The organism is Clostridium sp. D53t1_180928_C8 (genome assembly GCF_015667795.1).
Taxonomy (GTDB): domain Bacteria; phylum Bacillota; class Clostridia; order Clostridiales; family Clostridiaceae; genus Clostridium.
The window spans coordinates 21,648-37,911 of the sequence record NZ_JADPEL010000011.1 but is presented as its reverse complement, the minus strand read 5'-3'; the positions used below and the strand labels follow the sequence as shown (position 1 = coordinate 37,911).

The following is a 16,264-nucleotide window of genomic DNA, read 5'->3' as shown; positions in this document are numbered from 1 at the left end:
TTATTCAAATGTTTTATATTGTTAAGGTTAATTAAATTTTATAAGAGGTGATATATTATGAATAATACATTTATAACGGGAATTTCTCTTTTCTTATCGGCGACTTATATAGTACCAACAGCTATAAAAAATATTGACTTATCTAAAGAAAGCTTATCTGTTTTTAACTCCAAGAATGTAGCTATTGTTAGTTCTGTAACTAATACATATATCTCAGAAAACGATTTTTCAATTATAAAAAATAATTATAAAGCTTTTTTAATAGGTAATGAAGAAATTAACTCTAATAGCTTACTAAACTCTAAAATAAGTAACATAATTAAAAAAGGTAAAGCAGCTTTAGGTGATTATGTTAAATCAGGGGATACTTTATTTTTAGGAATTTCATTAGAGAATCAAGATACGGCTAATAATTTAAATAGTAGTTATGCAAAATTATATGAATTAGCTCTATTATATAGCACCCCTGCTAGCAACAATAATTATTATAAAAATGAAGATTTAAAAAATAAAATAATTGAGGGATTAGATTGGTTATATAGCAATTATTATTCTAAGACATCTGATGGGTATTATGGAAATTGGTTTCATTGGGAAATAGGTATGTCTCAAAGTATTACAAAAATTTTAATGCTTTTGGAAGACGAAATAAATTCTTTTAATCCAGAACTTATTAATTTATATGTTTCTACGATGGATAACTATATTAGAGGTGGTATAATAGATGGAAATACAAATGGAGATATAGATTTAACAAGTCGTTTTCATACTGGTGCAAATTTAACTGATATAGCGTTTAATAGAATAATTCAAGGTACATTAATAAATGATGAAAAAAGAATAGAAAAAGCAGTTAGAGATATGATGACTGTTTATGAAACTATTGATCCTAATAATATACAAAATGGAGTTACTGACGGATTTTATGAAGATGGATCTTTTATACAACATCATAGAGTTGCATATACAGGCTCTTATGGTAAAGGTTTACTCCAAAGAAGCATGCAAGCTATCTCTATATTAAATGGTACTAAATGGAGTAACGAAAGTTTAGTTGAAAAAATGAGTACGTGGATTTATAAGGCATTCTCACCTGTTATTTATGAAGGTTATATGATGGAGATTGTTAAAGGAAGAGGTCTTTCTAGAGTAACTACAGGATATAGTGATGCAGTTGCAATTATAGAATGTATGACTCAATTAAGTGAAGCAATGGATAAGGATGATGCTGAGAAATTAAAAGCATATATTAAATATATTAATGATAAGACTTCTATATCTACAAATGGATTCCTATCTTTTAAGTCAATAATAGATTTTAATGCTATTATAAATGATGAAAAGATAATTGCTAAAAATGCACTTCAGGAATCGGAGCATTATGATTTTAATTCTATGGAGAAAACAGTTCATATTAGAGAAGGCTATGCGTTTGCTATTTCAAGAAGCTCTAGTCGTATATCAAAATATGAATATATGAGTGGTGAAAACTTAAAACCTTGGTTCCAAGGAGATGGAGCTTTCTACTTATATAAATCAGGTAATGATCAAACTAATTCATATGGGGCAAAATATTTTGCAACTATTAATCCTTATCGTTTACCAGGTACAACTACTCCTAATGAAATAAGAAAAACTATTCCTGAACTTTATAATAAAAATTGGTATGAAAATTCTAATCATGAACTTAACTTTACATCATCATCAGTATCACAAAATGATTATGTTTATTTCCCGACGGGAACTAATAGTTATTCAGGTGGAACAACTATTGATAGTTATGGTATTTCTGCTATGCAACTTGGTGATGATAACGCTTATGCAGCTAAACAAGAAGGTATACTACCAGAGGATTTTGTAGTTTATAAAAATGCTAATGCAAATAAGTCTTGGTTTATGTTTGATAATGAGATTGTTGTATTAGGATCTAATATAAGTGATGATCTTCAAAGAGGGGTTACTACTACTATAGATAATGTTATGTCTTTACCATCTGAAAATATAACATTACTAGGAAAAAATAAATCTTCTAATGAAATATTTAATTTAGAAAATCAAGAGTATGCTGATTTAGAATGGATAAATTACTCATCTGATTCATCAAAATCAAATGTTGGATATTATTTTCCGACAAATAAAAAGGTTACAGTAAATAAAGAGTTAAGAACTGCAAACTTAAGAGAAATTAGACAGCAAAACCCTAATGAAAATGTGACAAGTCAATTTACTACATTAACATATGAACATGGGATTAATCCGAATAATGATAGTTATTCATATGTTATTTTACCAAATTTTAATAGTGAAATGACTAATGAGTATTCTAAAAATCCTAAAATAAATATATTAGCAAATAGTAATTCTGTTCATGCAGTAGAACAAACTGATTTAAATATTATTGGATATAATTTCTTTAATAATGAAGAGACAACGGTTGGAAATGTTACATCATTTAATCAGGCTTCTTTAATGATAAAAAAAGAAGGTAACAAACTTAAACTTTCAGTTTCTGATCCAACTTTTGAGTTGGAAAATATACATTTAGTATTAAATATACCTAATGCTAAATTATTATCTAGTAATGAAAGAATAGCTAGTAGTATAAATGAAAATGCAATAGATATTATAGTTAATACAAAAAATGCAAATGGTTCTTCATTTGAAGCAACTTTTGAACTTAGTACTATAAATGATTTAAATAATATTATTTTAGAAGCAAAAGAGTTAAATGAGGATGATTATACAGCAGTAAGTTGGAACAATATGATATTAGCATTGACAGAAGTGGAAAAAGTTGATGATGATGCTCCACAAGATTTAATTGATAAATCAATTTCTCATTTAAAAGAAGCTATTAAAAAACTTGAAAAAATTTCTAGAGTTGAACTTAAAAAAATAATTGAGGAAGCATCACAAATATCTTCAGAAAGTTACACAAAAGAAAGTTGGAATCTTTTTGTGGTAGCATTAAATAATGCTAAAAAAGTGAATGAAGACAGAAATTCGGCTCAAGAAGAAATTGATGAGTCTGTACTAAGTTTACAAGATAAATTATCTAAACTCGTAGTAAAAGATATTAATACTTCTAGTAAAGAGAATAATAGTAATAATACATCAGATTCAGATAAAAATTTAAATAATAGCATATCTAATAATAGTGGTAAATTACCTATAACGGGTAAAATATCAACTTTTGCAGTAATTGGAATTGCAATATCCATTATTGTTTCAGGAGCTAGATTAGGAAAAAGAAAATAGAATAATTAAAATGATTATTTTATGTATATAAAAAGAGGTGGTGAAAAAGAGTTCTTTTTTGGAACGTGATATGAATTTGAATTAATTATTATGAGTTAAGAAAAGATGTTCTTTTGAAGGACATCTTTTTTTATATCTAAATAAGGAAGTCAATTAAATTCTCTTGTCTGTGGCAATTTATCGGAATTGCTACCATTATTTTGGTTATCTCCATTTGATTTAAGAGCTACAATAGCAAAGTTTACAACATTATTAGTAATATATATGTATTTATATAAGAATAATTAAATATTTTTTAGAATAGCTTATAATAAATGCTTTAATTAAAAAGGGGTAACTATATTGAAATACGATAAATGGCCATTACAATATAAATTTAAAGATCTAAATCCGTATATTGATACAGAAACAGTATGTATTCATTATACAAAGCATTTACAGGGATATGTAGATAAGTTGAATAAGGTACTTGAAGGATATGAAAAATTTACTGATGGAAAAACATTGGAAGAAATACTTTTTAATGTTGAAAAAATCCCTATGGAAATAAGAAGGGATGTAATAAATCAAGGTGGAGGAGTAGCTAATCATAATCTTTACTTTTCGATTTTAAGTAAGAAGCCTAAAAGATGCCCAGAAGGAATTTTATTAAATGAAATAAAGAAAAAGTATGGAGACTTAGATAAATTAAAAGAGAAAATATCAAATAAAGCAATAAATCAATTTGGATCAGGTTATGGGTGGCTTGTTATAAATGAAAAAGGAGAACTTGATATTATATCTACATCAAATCAAGATTCACCATTAATTTTTAAAATGAAGCCTATATTAACTATTGATGTTTGGGAACATGCATATTACTTAAAATATAAAAACTTAAGAGCTGAATATGTGAAAAATATATGGAATATAATAGACTGGAGTAAGATAGAAGAAAATTATTTAAAAGAATGTAATAAGAAATAGAGATATTATATAAAGAAAAATAATACATAATGGCTAGTAGAGTATTACTAGCTCTTATGTAAGTTAAATTAATATCATAAGTAATAACAAAATTAGAATTATTAACTATAAGTGATAATAAATTTACTAAAAGATTATAAAAGGTATATTTAGTAGTAATCCACTATTATAAAAGATAAATATTCATGTTATTATTAGGTGGACAAGTTGTTTAAGACGTAAAAGTACATAACGACTAAAAATGAACTATAAGGTTAGTTCAAATTATAGGAGGAATGGAAATGAAATCGAAAGTAATAGGATTATTATTATTAGGAACAATATTTACTGGAGGTATACAAGCTAATGCAGCTACAGTTAATAGTAGCACAACATCTAGAAGGGTAGTATATAATAGAACGGTAAAACCATCAAGCAATCAAGGAAGCACTGAAAATAGCACAGTTACTTCAGATAAGTTTATGGCACAAGTTGAACAAGCTATTTTTAATAAAGTAAATGAAGAAAGAGCTAAAGCAGGGGTAGCACCTTTAAGTTATAATTCTACTATGGAGAAATATGCAAGAATTAAATCACAAGATATGGGAGATAATAATTATTTTAGCCATGCAGATTTAAGTGGTAACTACATAACAAGTAAAATGAAAGCTGATGGAGTTTCATATAAAGCATGGGGAGAAAATATAGCTTATATAGGAGGAATTACAGATCCAACAGCACTAGCAAATAAATTTATGGAAAACTGGATGAATTCAGAAGGTCATAGAAAGAATATATTATCAACTAATTTTGATAGTATTGGTATAGGTGTATATAAGGTTGGAAATAAGGTGTATGCAACCCAAGAGTTTTATAAATAGAAATTAATATAATTTAGAATATGAATAGTACAAGATTATCTTTATAATATAAGGTGTTTAACTGAAAAATCTAAAATAATTCAGTTAAATACCTTTTTTAAATATTTTTTTTACCTTTTAAGGTTTATATGATAACATAGTAATTAATATTTTAATGTTAATATGTTAATATAGATATAAGAATAACTTTAAAGTATTAAGAAAGAAGTAAAATGGAGGTATTCAGTGATAAAAAGAAATTGTAAACAATGTGGAAAAGAGTTTGTATTGTCAGATTCAGAAATTAAATTTTTTAAGGATAAGAACTTAGACTTGCCTAAGAGATGTAGTGAATGTAGAAAAGAAAATAAGAATAATAGCTCAAATAAGAATTCGAATAAGAATGATAATATAAATAGTAATAAAAATGGGAATATAAATAACAAGAATGTAAATAACAAGAATGTAAATAACACGGATCTAAATAGGTCTACAACTATAAAAGATAACAGTAATCATAATGGAAAAGGAAAGACAGTTAGAAATATTATAATAGCTGGGTTAGTCCTTGTAGTTTTATTAATAGGTAAATTATTTAATATAGAATTAAATTGGACAGATATAGGAAGAACTTCAGAGAATGGACAAAGCACTAATGCTTCTTTTCAGTTCCGTAATGATCAATTATTAGATGATCATTTCTTAAAGCATGGAAATGAATTTGGGTATAAATCAAAAGAGGAGTATGTGGAAGGGGCGAATGAAGTTATTAAATCACCAGATTCTAAACATAAGACTGAAGCAGAAGATGGAGATGAAATATATTATAATGAAAATAAAAATGAAATAGTATTTGTATCAACAGATGGATATATAAGAACATATTTTAAGCCTAATGATGGAATAAACTATTTTAATAGACAATAATATAAACTATCAAAAAGTATCTTCTATATTTTTACTATAGAAGATACTTTTTATTTATAGAAATAATTCAAATTTAATAAATGATAAAAAAATATCAATTTAACTTTAAGAGAAGTGAATGTTAGATTTATAAAAAATATTATAAAATTTATTGAAAATTTATATTAAAGAAGAAAATAGGGAATAAAAGTGTAAAAAGATAGATATAATTTAGTAAAAATGTATAATTTTCGTGATGTTAATCACTGTATAACTCCCTTGTAGAATGTATAATGCTATTAAATATTGTTATTTAAATAACAATTAAATGGGAGGGAAATAATATGTTTAACGAGGAATTTAACAAAGTTGCAGGAGCAGCTAAGGCAAAAAGTGACTTATTAAAGAATAATAAGGTAGGATATTTTGCTTCATCGATGCTAGCGGGACTATTTGTAGGTATGGCTATAATGCTTATATTTACTATTGGGGGATTGTTAATAGCATCAGCATCACCAGCAACTAAAATTGTTATGGGAATTGCTTTTGGTGGAGCTTTAAGTTTAGTTGTATTTGCTGGTTCAGAATTATTTACTGGAAATAACTTTATAATGGCAGTTGGATCATTAAATAAAAACTTATCATGGTTAGAAACTATAAAGGTATGGATAGTTAGTTTTATTGGAAATTTAGTTGGATCTATATTATCAGGATATATGTTTTATTTAACAGGACTTGCAAAAGGACCAGTTGGAGAGTTCATAGCAAACACTGCAGCTACAAAGATGAGTTTACCAGCACAAGAATTATTTTTTAGAGGGTTATTCTGTAATATTTTAGTTTGTTTAGCAGTATGGTGTACTTTTAGATGTAAAGATGATGTTTCTAAGTTAATAATGATATTCTGGTGTTTATTTATATTTATAACAGCTGGATTTGAGCATAGTGTTGCTAATATGACATTGCTTACAATAGCGCTTTTATCACCAGGTACAGCAGCTGTAAGTATAGTGGGATATATTTACAATATAGTTGTTGTTACTTTAGGAAATATGGTAGGTGGAATATTATTTGTTGCAATTCCTTACTATTTAATATCAAGAAAAGGAAAAGCTGTAAAATAGATAAGATAAATTATAATATTAATAAAGTAAGAAGAGTTATCATTAGATTAACTCTTCTTATTTTATATAATTAAATTTATATTATTACATAAAATAAAAAAATAATGCATAATTAGATAAAAAAGGATATTAATAGTATATGTCGAATTAATTAAGGAGGGAAGAAAGAGGTAAAAAAATGTGTAAAGGTTTTATTAGGGTATTATGTTGTTTAATAATTATTATGTTAAACATTAATATAGATGTAAATGCACAGCAAATAAATGATTTAAATAGTTTTAAGGTAAGAAATATAAATGATGGATTATCACAAATTAGTGTTGAATCCATATTTCAAGATAGTAGTGGGTATGTATGGATTGGTACAAGGGATGGATTAAATAGATATAATGGACATAAAATTAAGATATATAGAAAAAATAAAAAAATGGAAAATTCATTAAGTGGTAATGCAATAACTTCAATTAATGAGGATAAATCAGGTAATATTTGGGTAGGTACTACAACTGGTTTGAATAAAATTGATGTGTCCACAAATAAGATAACTAGATATTTACCAAATGAAAATGGGTGCAATATATCTCATTATAGAATTAGAGATATACTGATAGGTGAAGATGGAGAAATATTAGTAGCAACTAATAATGGATTAAATATATATAATGAGGATAAAGATGATTTCGTAAGAATATATGGACAAGGATATGAAAAGGGAGAGCTTTCAGGTCAGGCGATAAATGCTTTAGAACAAGATAGATATGGAAATTATTGGGTTGGAACTAAGGAAGGATTAAATAAAATAGATAAGATAAATGGCGAAGTTATAGAATATTTATATGATCATAATAATAACAATTCAATTTCAGGAAATTATATATCTAGTTTATATTATGATGATAATAATCAAGAATTATGGGTTGGTACATGCTACTTAGGATTGAATAGAATAAATTTAAATAATGGAGTTATAGAAAGGTTTTTTTCAGGAAATGAAAGTACAGATTTACCAGGTGCTTATATAAAAGATATATTAAAAAATAGTAGCGGTGAGGTATGGGTAGCAACTGATTATGGGCTTGCATATTATGATGAAAAAAATAATATATTTAATAGAAAAGAATCTGATAAATATGATTTTTCTAATGTGGTTAGTAATGATATAAATACTGTATTTGAAGATAATTCTGGAATGATGTGGGTCGGTACTCCAGGAGGAATAAGTACTTATAATAAGATTAATGAGTTTAAGAGCTATAGAACTAGTGAGTTAAATACAAATTCTGTAACAGAACAATATATATCTGGAATATATGAAGATAATGACGGATTGTTATGGGTAGGAACTATGTTAGATGGAATAGATGTGATTGATAGAGAAAGTGGCCAAGTAAAAAAAATAAATCATAAATCATATAATAAAGAAGAAATATCAATAAGTAATGATATGGTACGGGAAATAACAGGTATAGATAATGAAATTTGGATAGCTACTCAGCATGGTTTAGATCTTTATAACAAGGCTACTGATACGCTGGTATCATTTAAAGAAAGTCATGGTTTAGCATCTAATGATATATTATCATTATTAATAGATAGTGATGGTGTATTATGGATAGGAACTTACGGGGGAATATGTAGTTATGATAGAAATGGAAATATAATTAATTATAGTAAACAACTATTAGATTCAGGAATAACTCAAAGTCCTATTGTAGATATTCATCAAGATAAGGATGGAGATATATGGTTTGCTGCAGATATCGATAATGGGTTAATAAGGTATACTAATGGAAAATTTGAAAAATATAATTTAAGTGGATATAAAAAGTTTTATAGTAGGGTTTATTCTATAAACTCTGATGATAGTTATATTTGGTTAGGAACTGATTCTGGGTTAGTAAAGTTAAATAAGGATACAAATGATATAATATTATATAATGAAGAAGATGGAATGAATAATTCATTTGTTTATGGAATGTTATTTGATGAAGATAATAATTTATGGCTTTCTACTAATTATGGTATATCTAAGTTTGATATAAAAGAAGATAAATTCATAAATTTTAATGTAGATGATGGGTTACAATCAAATGAATTTAATCAATATTCTTATTATAAAAGTAGAAGTGGAGAAATGTTTTTTGGAGGAATAAATGGATTTACATCATTTTATCCAAGGGACATAGAAGTAAAAAGTTATATACCACAGGTGCAAATTGGTGAGTTTATAAGTGGAGATAATACATTATACGAAAAAGAAAATAATACAATAAATTTAAATTATAATGAAAATATGATAGAATTTGAATTTTTCTTACCTGATTATTCAAGTAGCAATTTACAGTATTTTTATATGTTAGAAGGAATAGATAACAAATGGATTAATGCAGGATCAAGGAATTATGCAAATTATATAAATATAGAGCCCGGTAAATATGTTTTTAAGGTTTGTGCAAGAAATGCAAAGGGTGATTTTAGTGAACCAACATGTATTAATGTAATAGTGGACCCACCTATATATAAAACGACATTAGCTTATTTTATATATTTTGCTATTTCCATATGTATAATATTTATTATATGGAATAGGGTTAAGATATTAGATGGGTTAGTAGCTCAAAAGACTGTAGAGTTAAATAAAAAATTAGTAGAAAATGAAGAGTTATACAAAAGGCTATTAGCTAACGAAAAGTATAAAAATAACTATTTTGTAAATTTATCTCATGAATTAAGAACGCCTCTTAATATTATAGTTTCTGCTCAACATGTAGTAGATAATTTAAATAAAAGAGAAGAGGGAATATCTAGAGAAAAAATATCTCATTATATGAATACTATAAAGAGAAATTCGAATCGATTAATTAGGCTAATAGATAATATAATAAATACTTCTAAAATAGAGTCAGGAAGTTATAAATTAAATATAGAAGAGTGTGATATTGTGTATTTAGTTGAAGAGTTAGCATTATCAATGAAGGATTATATAGAAGAACAAGGAATAGAGCTTATAATAGATCCTGATATAGAAGAAAAAATAATTCAGTGTGATTCTTCTGAGATTGAAAAGGTTATAATGAACCTTATATCTAATGCTGTTAAATTCACAAAAAGAGGTGGCGTAATAGAAGTAAGAGTAAGTGAGTGTAATGAATGTGTTAAAGTAAGTGTTAAAGATACAGGAATAGGAATTGATAGGAGTAAATATAAATCAATATTTAATAGATTTGATCAAGCTTATAACAGTACGTCAGAGGAATTTGGTGGAAGTGGATTAGGATTAACATTAAGTAAACAATTAATAGAGTTGCATGGAGGAACTATAGATATATCAAGTGAAATTGGAAAGGGAAGTGAATTTATAGTTATTCTTCCAGTAAAACAAAAAAATGAGGATATAATAGAATATAGAAAGTAGTTCATAATAAAAAAGGATTCAAAAATGAATCCTTTTTTATTTTTTAACTTTAACTTATTAATGGTAAAGTATAATACGTAAAAGAGAGATTTTTAGGTTTTATTGCATAAAATAATTGATGATGATATAGTTTAAGCTATAATAATTTATGATAACCATAAATTATTAATAAAAAATGATAATTAGATATGGAGGATATTAATGAAAGTTAAATCAACAGCACTTCCACCAATAGGAATGCGTATTATTAAATCATCAATTGGAGTACTGTTAGGATTTATTATTTATTTACTTAGAGGGAGACAAGGGGCACCATTTTATACAGCACTATCTGTTTTATGGTGTATGCAACCCTATCCTAGCAATGCAAGAGCAAATGCAAAACAAAGAACAATAGGTACAATGATAGGAGCAGTTTATGGATTGGTAATGATATTGTTAGAATATTATTTCTTAGTATTTGATAATGAATTTATTAGATATTTAACAATATCTATATTAATAATACCTGTTATATATACAACGGTATTAATAAATAAGAAGAATTCATCTTATTTTTCATGTGTAGTTTTTTTAAGTATAGTTGTTAATCATCTTACTGATAAAAACCCATATTTCTTTGTATTCAATAGAGTTTTAGATACAATGATAGGTATAGGCTTGGCTTTAATAATAAATACAGTTAGAATTCCAAGAAGGAGAAGAAATAACTTATTATTTGTTTCGGAACTAGATAGAGTATTATTAAATATGAATGATACATTAACTTCTTATAGTAAGATTGAATTAAATAAGATGCTAGATGATGGTTTGAAATTTACTATTGCAACTATGAGAACGCCAGGAGCATTATTAGAAGCATTAAAAGATATAAGAATAAAACTTCCTGTAATAGCTATGGATGGAGCTATATTATTTGATGTAAAAGATAATAGATATTTAAAAGTATATGAAATGACGCATTCAGAAACAAAGGAATTTTTAGAGTTATTTAAGGAAAAGAATTTGCATTGTTTTATAAATGTAGTAATTGAAGATTCGGTAGTTATTTATTATAGTGATTTTAAAAATCAAATAGAAAAGAAAATTTATGATACCCTTAGATCATCTCCATATAGAAATTATATAAAAGAAGAATTGCCAGAAAGATATGGCGCAGTATATTTAATGATTATAGATGAAACAGTAAAGATTGAAAAATTATATTTAGAAATGAAGAACTTAGGCTATATAGATAAATTTAAAGTTTTAAAATATAGTTCAGATGATTTCCCAGGATATTCTTATATAAAAATATATAATAAAAAGGCAGTTAAGGAAAATATGATTAAGTATATTAAAGAATTAACTAATGCTGATGATATAATAACCTTTGAAGGTACAGAAGAAGGAAAAAGTATAAATATAAATAAAAATGAATCTAATGAAATAGTTAAAAGATTAAAAAGAATATATGAACCGTATTTCTGGGAATAAATAAAATTGAGCTGTTGTAGTAAGCAATAGCTCAATTTTTATTTATAAAATAATATTAGTTATATTGTATATTAATGTTTATGACCACTTCCAGCACCTGTTTTAGCTTTTATTTCATGTAAATTTAAATTTCCATCATGTTGGTTAATAACTTCTTTTATTTTATGACTTTTATGAGTTTTATCGAATTCACCTAATTCTTCACCAAATTCAATATCATGATCGGAATCATGATGTTTATATCCATTTCCAGCACCAGTTCTAGCTTTTATTTCATGTAGATTAAGATCTTCATCGCTTCCATGGATAACTTCTTTGATTTTTTCACTTTTATACTTCTTCATATTAACCTCCTAAAGACAATGATAAAAAATATATTTTCTATCATTGTTTTATGTTAATTTTAAATAATGATACGTTGTTTTTATTACCAGTTTAGGATACAAATAAAATATATTATTAGTACTATTTTAAAATTAAACGAATATACTTAATAATGTAAAGGTATACAAAATGTGGGAGGGATAATTTATGAAAATAAAAGTTACATCACTTTCAGCTGTTAAGGAGACATATTTAGGTAAAAAAATAGGAAATGATAAAGGGTTTAGAGTAAAGTATATAAGAGTAAATACAGATACAGATAGTTTAGAAAGCTATGGAGAAAAAGAAGACATATTAAGATGTTTAAAAGGCTGTATTAAAGATAATGGGAATACTATAGATTATAATGAAATAAATGAACTAGTTGATTCAAGTAATATAATAGGAAATAATTTCTGGAATGAGGATGATTTTGAAAGAACTTGTAGATTTGAATATAGAGATTATTTTGATTTTACAGAGTGTAAATTTAAATATTTATAAAAAATAAGGGACTGATGTAGCAGTCCCTTATTTTTTATAAAAACAATGCATCTTTATAACGTCTATTATTTATATAATATTTTTTTAGTAAGTCTGTAAAAAATTTTTTTAGTTCGATTAATTTTTGAATATTATTAATAATTTTAATTAGTAATTCTTCAAATAATGGATTTTTCATGTAGTTATCATCATTAATGAAGATTAGAAATAATTCATAAATTAAATTAGATAAATCTTTACTAATATGTTGTAAGGTGTAATCATTATTTAAGTAATTAATAACAGCCTTTAAAGAAGTTTTATCACCGAGGGTAAAATAAATTAGAGATTTAATAATAGTATCAGGAATTATGATACGGTGATCTATTAAACCAGTATTATAATTTAAATATTCTAATGATTTTTCATAATCATTTAATCTATAATAACTCCAAGATAAAATAGAGTTAATATGTTCAATGAAATAAATATTATTGAATTTCTTAGCCATATTTAGTGATATTTCTAAATAATGAATAGCATCACTGTAGTTATCTAACATGAAATAAACTTCAGCAAATTTCTCGTATGTATCCATGATACTTATAATATTTCCTTCTGCAACATATAAATTTAATGCTTTTTGAATTGAGTCATAAGCTTTAATAGGATTATTTTCTATTCTATAGGAATATGATAACCAAAAGTAACAATGTCCACTTTCCTTATAGCTTAAAGCTTGATTTAGTAAAATTTTACCATCTTGCTTATTATCAGATAAAATTAATATATCGATTGCTGTATAGAAATTATATATAAATTTTTGATTAGTTGATAATAAATCAAAAGAAGATAAAATCATATTTTTTGCAGTTTCAAATTTATCCCTATTAGGTGTAGATGAATATCTTGCAAGTTTTGCTAAAAAATAATCAATAATTAAAGGAGAGGATATATATTTATCTTCATCTCTTTCTAATATATCAAAAAGTGTGTTTGTATAATCAAATTCATTAAAATTTAAATTATCAAAAAAATCTTTTAAATAGTTCATACCTTTATTTATAAATGATGGAGAATCATTAAATTCAAGACCAAGTCTATTGAAAATTATAGAAAGAACATCTTCACTAGGTAATAATTCTCCATTTTCAATACGACTTAAGTATGATGGTACGCAGATACCTTTTGATAATTGCTTTTGACTAATGTTATTATTTATTCTATTAAATTTTATTATTGAACCAATCATTTTTTTATTATTACTGTATGTATCAATCATGTATTAACCCTTTCGTTTATAACCATAAGTTAAATATTGTTAATAATAACAATGAATATGAAATATATCATATAACAATTTATAATATATCATAAATAGCGAATAAAGTATCTATTAAGAGGATATTAAAAATAATATAAATTAAATTGAATAGAAATTAAAATGTCAAAAATATAAGGATTTTTTAAAAAAATGATAAGTGTATTTAAATGTGTGAAAGTTTAAAGTGAAAAGTAAATCTTAAATACAATTATATATATGAAATTTAACACAATAAAATTTATAAAATTTATTGACGATAAATTTTTTATTGGATATAATGTAAATGTAAACAAAGAAAAAAACATAAAAAATTAAATAATTTTCCAATAGGTTAAATGTTTTAATTTAATATGGTTTTCTGAGTATTACATTAATTTTTGAAATTGATTGGAAACGATACCTAAAATTTTATGATAAGGGTAGACAAGCATCAATTTTAAAAGTATAATGGGTTATATTAAAAACAAATGAAATCAATTACAAGAGTTTTTAATTAACTTAGTAATTATTAATTAGAGATACTAGAAAACAAAAAAAGTGGAAACGGTTTCTGATGATATGTTATTTGGAATCGGTTTCTGAAAGGCGATTATAATGTATTTAAGTTAAAATTTATTAACTTTAAATAAATAGAATTTTTGAAAAGTGGAGGAGAATATTATGAAAAAACTATTAGTAACATTACTTGTAGCTGCAACTTCAATTAACTTTGTGGCTTGTGGGGCAAGTGATAAAGGGGATAGCAATAAAGGAGACGGAAATAAAGGAACTGCTTCATCATCAAGTGATGAAAAAGTAACTTTAAAAGTTCAAGCTGAAAAAGAATGGATACCTTACTATGAAGAAGTTAAAGAAACAGTTCTTGAAAAGTATCCAAATGCAACAATAGAATTTATAGAAACTGGATCATTCGATCATCTAGATGTGTTAGACCAAACTGATGCGACAAATTCAGACGTTGCAGACGTATTTGCTTTACCTGCTGATAGATTATATGGATTAGCGAAGAATCAAGTTTTAGCCGCTATGCCTGCTGAAGAAATGGCAGAAGAAGTTGGAGGATTCAAAGACTTTAAGGGTGGATTAGGAGGAAACTTCAATGTTGATGGAGAATATTTAGCATTCCCTTATAACATAGAAACATTAATTGGATATGTTAATGTTGAAAATGCAAAAGCTGCTAACATAGATACAACTAAAAATATAGAATTCACAAGTTTACAATATAATCAAATTTTAACTACAGTTCATGATGCTTGGTATGGAGTTGCATTTACAAACTCAGCTGATTTTGAATTGTTAAGCAAAGAGTTAACAAGTGATGCTACAAAAGAATGGGCAGATTTAACTGCTGAACAAAAATCATTATTTGAAGGATTATATAACTACTGGAAAGCTCACAAAGAAAATAATACATCTTTATGGGATAAGGATGCAGCTGGTGGATATATTGATGAGCAATTCAAAACTGGTGGAAGTGATGCTATAAAGATTGATGGTCCTTGGGCAACATCTTCAGTTAGTGAATTAGTAGGTAGTGCAGAAAACTTAGAAATTATTCCATTGAATCAAATAACATTTAATGGAAAACCTTTAACTCACTGGAAAGGTGGATGGGGTCTTGGTATAAATGCAAGATGCGAAGAAAATGAGGCTCAAATGGAAGTTGCAGAAGCTTTCATTAAAGAAATAGTAAACCCAGCAAATGCTAAAGAATTATTTAATGCAACTGGAAAAGTATTAGAAAATGCTACAGCTGCAGATTATGAAGGAATTGATGAATTACAAAAGAAAGTTATAGATGCAACTTATGAAGGATATGAAGTTTCTATAAAAAGACCTTTATTCAGTGAATATGGACAAGTTTGGGAAACTTGGCAAAACTCTTTATTATCATGGTCAGCTAAAAACCCTGCAAATGCAGAAGAAGCTTACAAAGAAGTTAAAGCTGCATTCGATGGCATGATGGCTAATTTTAAGTAAGATAGTTTAGAAAAATAAAAAGGGGGACTTAGTCCCCTTTTACTACAATTAATTATATTAAATTTATTATTAAGAATTATTAGTTAGTTTTTTATTAATAGTTTGAAGTAGGCTAAGGAGGATCCAC

At 25.9% G+C, this 16,264-nt stretch carries 11 protein-coding genes; 9 read left to right on the top strand and 2 right to left on the bottom strand.

Annotation, left to right across the window (positions count from 1 at the left end; translation table 11 throughout):
- Positions 1–57: 57 nt before the first annotated feature.
- The 7 genes from I4V51_RS09390 to I4V51_RS09360 all read left to right on the top strand — a co-directional run bounded on the left by I4V51_RS09390 (position 58) and on the right by I4V51_RS09360 (position 11,984).
- On the top strand, positions 58–3,258 hold the full coding sequence (locus tag I4V51_RS09390) for a polysaccharide lyase 8 family protein (RefSeq protein WP_195988179.1): 3,201 nt from the start codon (positions 58–60) through the stop codon (positions 3,256–3,258).
- 342 nt (positions 3,259–3,600) lie between these two features.
- The gene (locus tag I4V51_RS09385) at positions 3,601–4,224 is read left to right on the top strand and encodes a superoxide dismutase (protein ID WP_195988178.1); all 624 of its coding nucleotides are present in this window, start codon (positions 3,601–3,603) and stop codon (positions 4,222–4,224) included.
- A gap of 281 nt (positions 4,225–4,505) precedes the next feature.
- A complete protein-coding gene (locus I4V51_RS09380) occupies positions 4,506–5,084 on the top strand; it encodes a CAP domain-containing protein (protein WP_243281472.1) in 579 nt (192 codons plus the stop codon).
- A 225-nt stretch (positions 5,085–5,309) separates the two neighbouring features.
- Positions 5,310–5,990 (top strand): zinc-ribbon domain containing protein, encoded by a 681-nt coding sequence (locus I4V51_RS09375; protein WP_195988176.1) that lies wholly within the window; start codon positions 5,310–5,312, stop codon positions 5,988–5,990.
- Between the two features lie 323 nt (positions 5,991–6,313).
- Positions 6,314–7,093, top strand: a complete 780-nt coding sequence (locus tag I4V51_RS09370; RefSeq protein WP_195988175.1) for a formate/nitrite transporter family protein — start codon at positions 6,314–6,316, stop codon at positions 7,091–7,093.
- A gap of 178 nt (positions 7,094–7,271) precedes the next feature.
- Complete coding sequence (locus I4V51_RS09365; protein ID WP_195988174.1) at positions 7,272–10,508, top strand: sensor histidine kinase; 3,237 nt, start codon at positions 7,272–7,274, stop codon at positions 10,506–10,508.
- A gap of 201 nt (positions 10,509–10,709) precedes the next feature.
- Positions 10,710–11,984, top strand: a complete 1,275-nt coding sequence (locus tag I4V51_RS09360; RefSeq protein ID WP_195988173.1) for an HAD hydrolase family protein — start codon at positions 10,710–10,712, stop codon at positions 11,982–11,984.
- A gap of 71 nt (positions 11,985–12,055) precedes the next feature.
- Here the strand turns inward: I4V51_RS09360 and I4V51_RS09355 are convergent, their stop codons facing one another.
- Positions 12,056–12,328 (bottom strand): hypothetical protein, encoded by a 273-nt coding sequence (locus I4V51_RS09355; protein ID WP_195988172.1) that lies wholly within the window; start codon positions 12,326–12,328, stop codon positions 12,056–12,058.
- Positions 12,329–12,515: 187 nt separating this feature from the next.
- Here I4V51_RS09355 and I4V51_RS09350 point away from each other — a divergent pair, with 187 nt between their 5' ends.
- Positions 12,516–12,851 carry a hypothetical protein gene (locus I4V51_RS09350; protein ID WP_195988171.1) on the top strand — a complete coding sequence of 112 codons (336 nt, stop codon included), beginning with the start codon at positions 12,516–12,518 and terminating at the stop codon, positions 12,849–12,851.
- 34 nt (positions 12,852–12,885) lie between these two features.
- Here the strand turns inward: I4V51_RS09350 and I4V51_RS09345 are convergent, their stop codons facing one another.
- The gene (locus I4V51_RS09345) at positions 12,886–14,112 is read right to left on the bottom strand and encodes a helix-turn-helix transcriptional regulator (protein WP_195988170.1); all 1,227 of its coding nucleotides are present in this window, start codon (positions 14,110–14,112) and stop codon (positions 12,886–12,888) included.
- Between the two features lie 702 nt (positions 14,113–14,814).
- Here I4V51_RS09345 and I4V51_RS09340 point away from each other — a divergent pair.
- The gene (locus tag I4V51_RS09340) at positions 14,815–16,137 is read left to right on the top strand and encodes a sugar ABC transporter substrate-binding protein (RefSeq protein ID WP_195988169.1); all 1,323 of its coding nucleotides are present in this window, start codon (positions 14,815–14,817) and stop codon (positions 16,135–16,137) included.
- Positions 16,138–16,264 lie beyond the last annotated feature (127 nt).

Excerpts from the sequence above, each read along its gene's own strand:
- I4V51_RS09360 (WP_195988173.1), top strand. The coding sequence starts at position 10,710 with ATGAAAGTTAAATCAACAGCACTTCCACCAATAGGAATGCGTATTATT.
- I4V51_RS09370 (WP_195988175.1), top strand. The coding sequence starts at position 6,314 with ATGTTTAACGAGGAATTTAACAAAGTTGCAGGAGCAGCTAAGGCAAAA.
- I4V51_RS09345 (WP_195988170.1), bottom strand. The coding sequence starts at position 14,112 with ATGATTGATACATACAGTAATAATAAAAAAATGATTGGTTCAATAATA.
- I4V51_RS09340 (WP_195988169.1), top strand. The coding sequence starts at position 14,815 with ATGAAAAAACTATTAGTAACATTACTTGTAGCTGCAACTTCAATTAAC.
- I4V51_RS09390 (WP_195988179.1), top strand. The coding sequence starts at position 58 with ATGAATAATACATTTATAACGGGAATTTCTCTTTTCTTATCGGCGACT.
- I4V51_RS09380 (WP_243281472.1), top strand. The coding sequence starts at position 4,506 with ATGAAATCGAAAGTAATAGGATTATTATTATTAGGAACAATATTTACT.
- I4V51_RS09355 (WP_195988172.1), bottom strand. The coding sequence starts at position 12,328 with ATGAAGAAGTATAAAAGTGAAAAAATCAAAGAAGTTATCCATGGAAGC.
- I4V51_RS09350 (WP_195988171.1), top strand. The coding sequence starts at position 12,516 with ATGAAAATAAAAGTTACATCACTTTCAGCTGTTAAGGAGACATATTTA.
- I4V51_RS09365 (WP_195988174.1), top strand. The coding sequence starts at position 7,272 with ATGTGTAAAGGTTTTATTAGGGTATTATGTTGTTTAATAATTATTATG.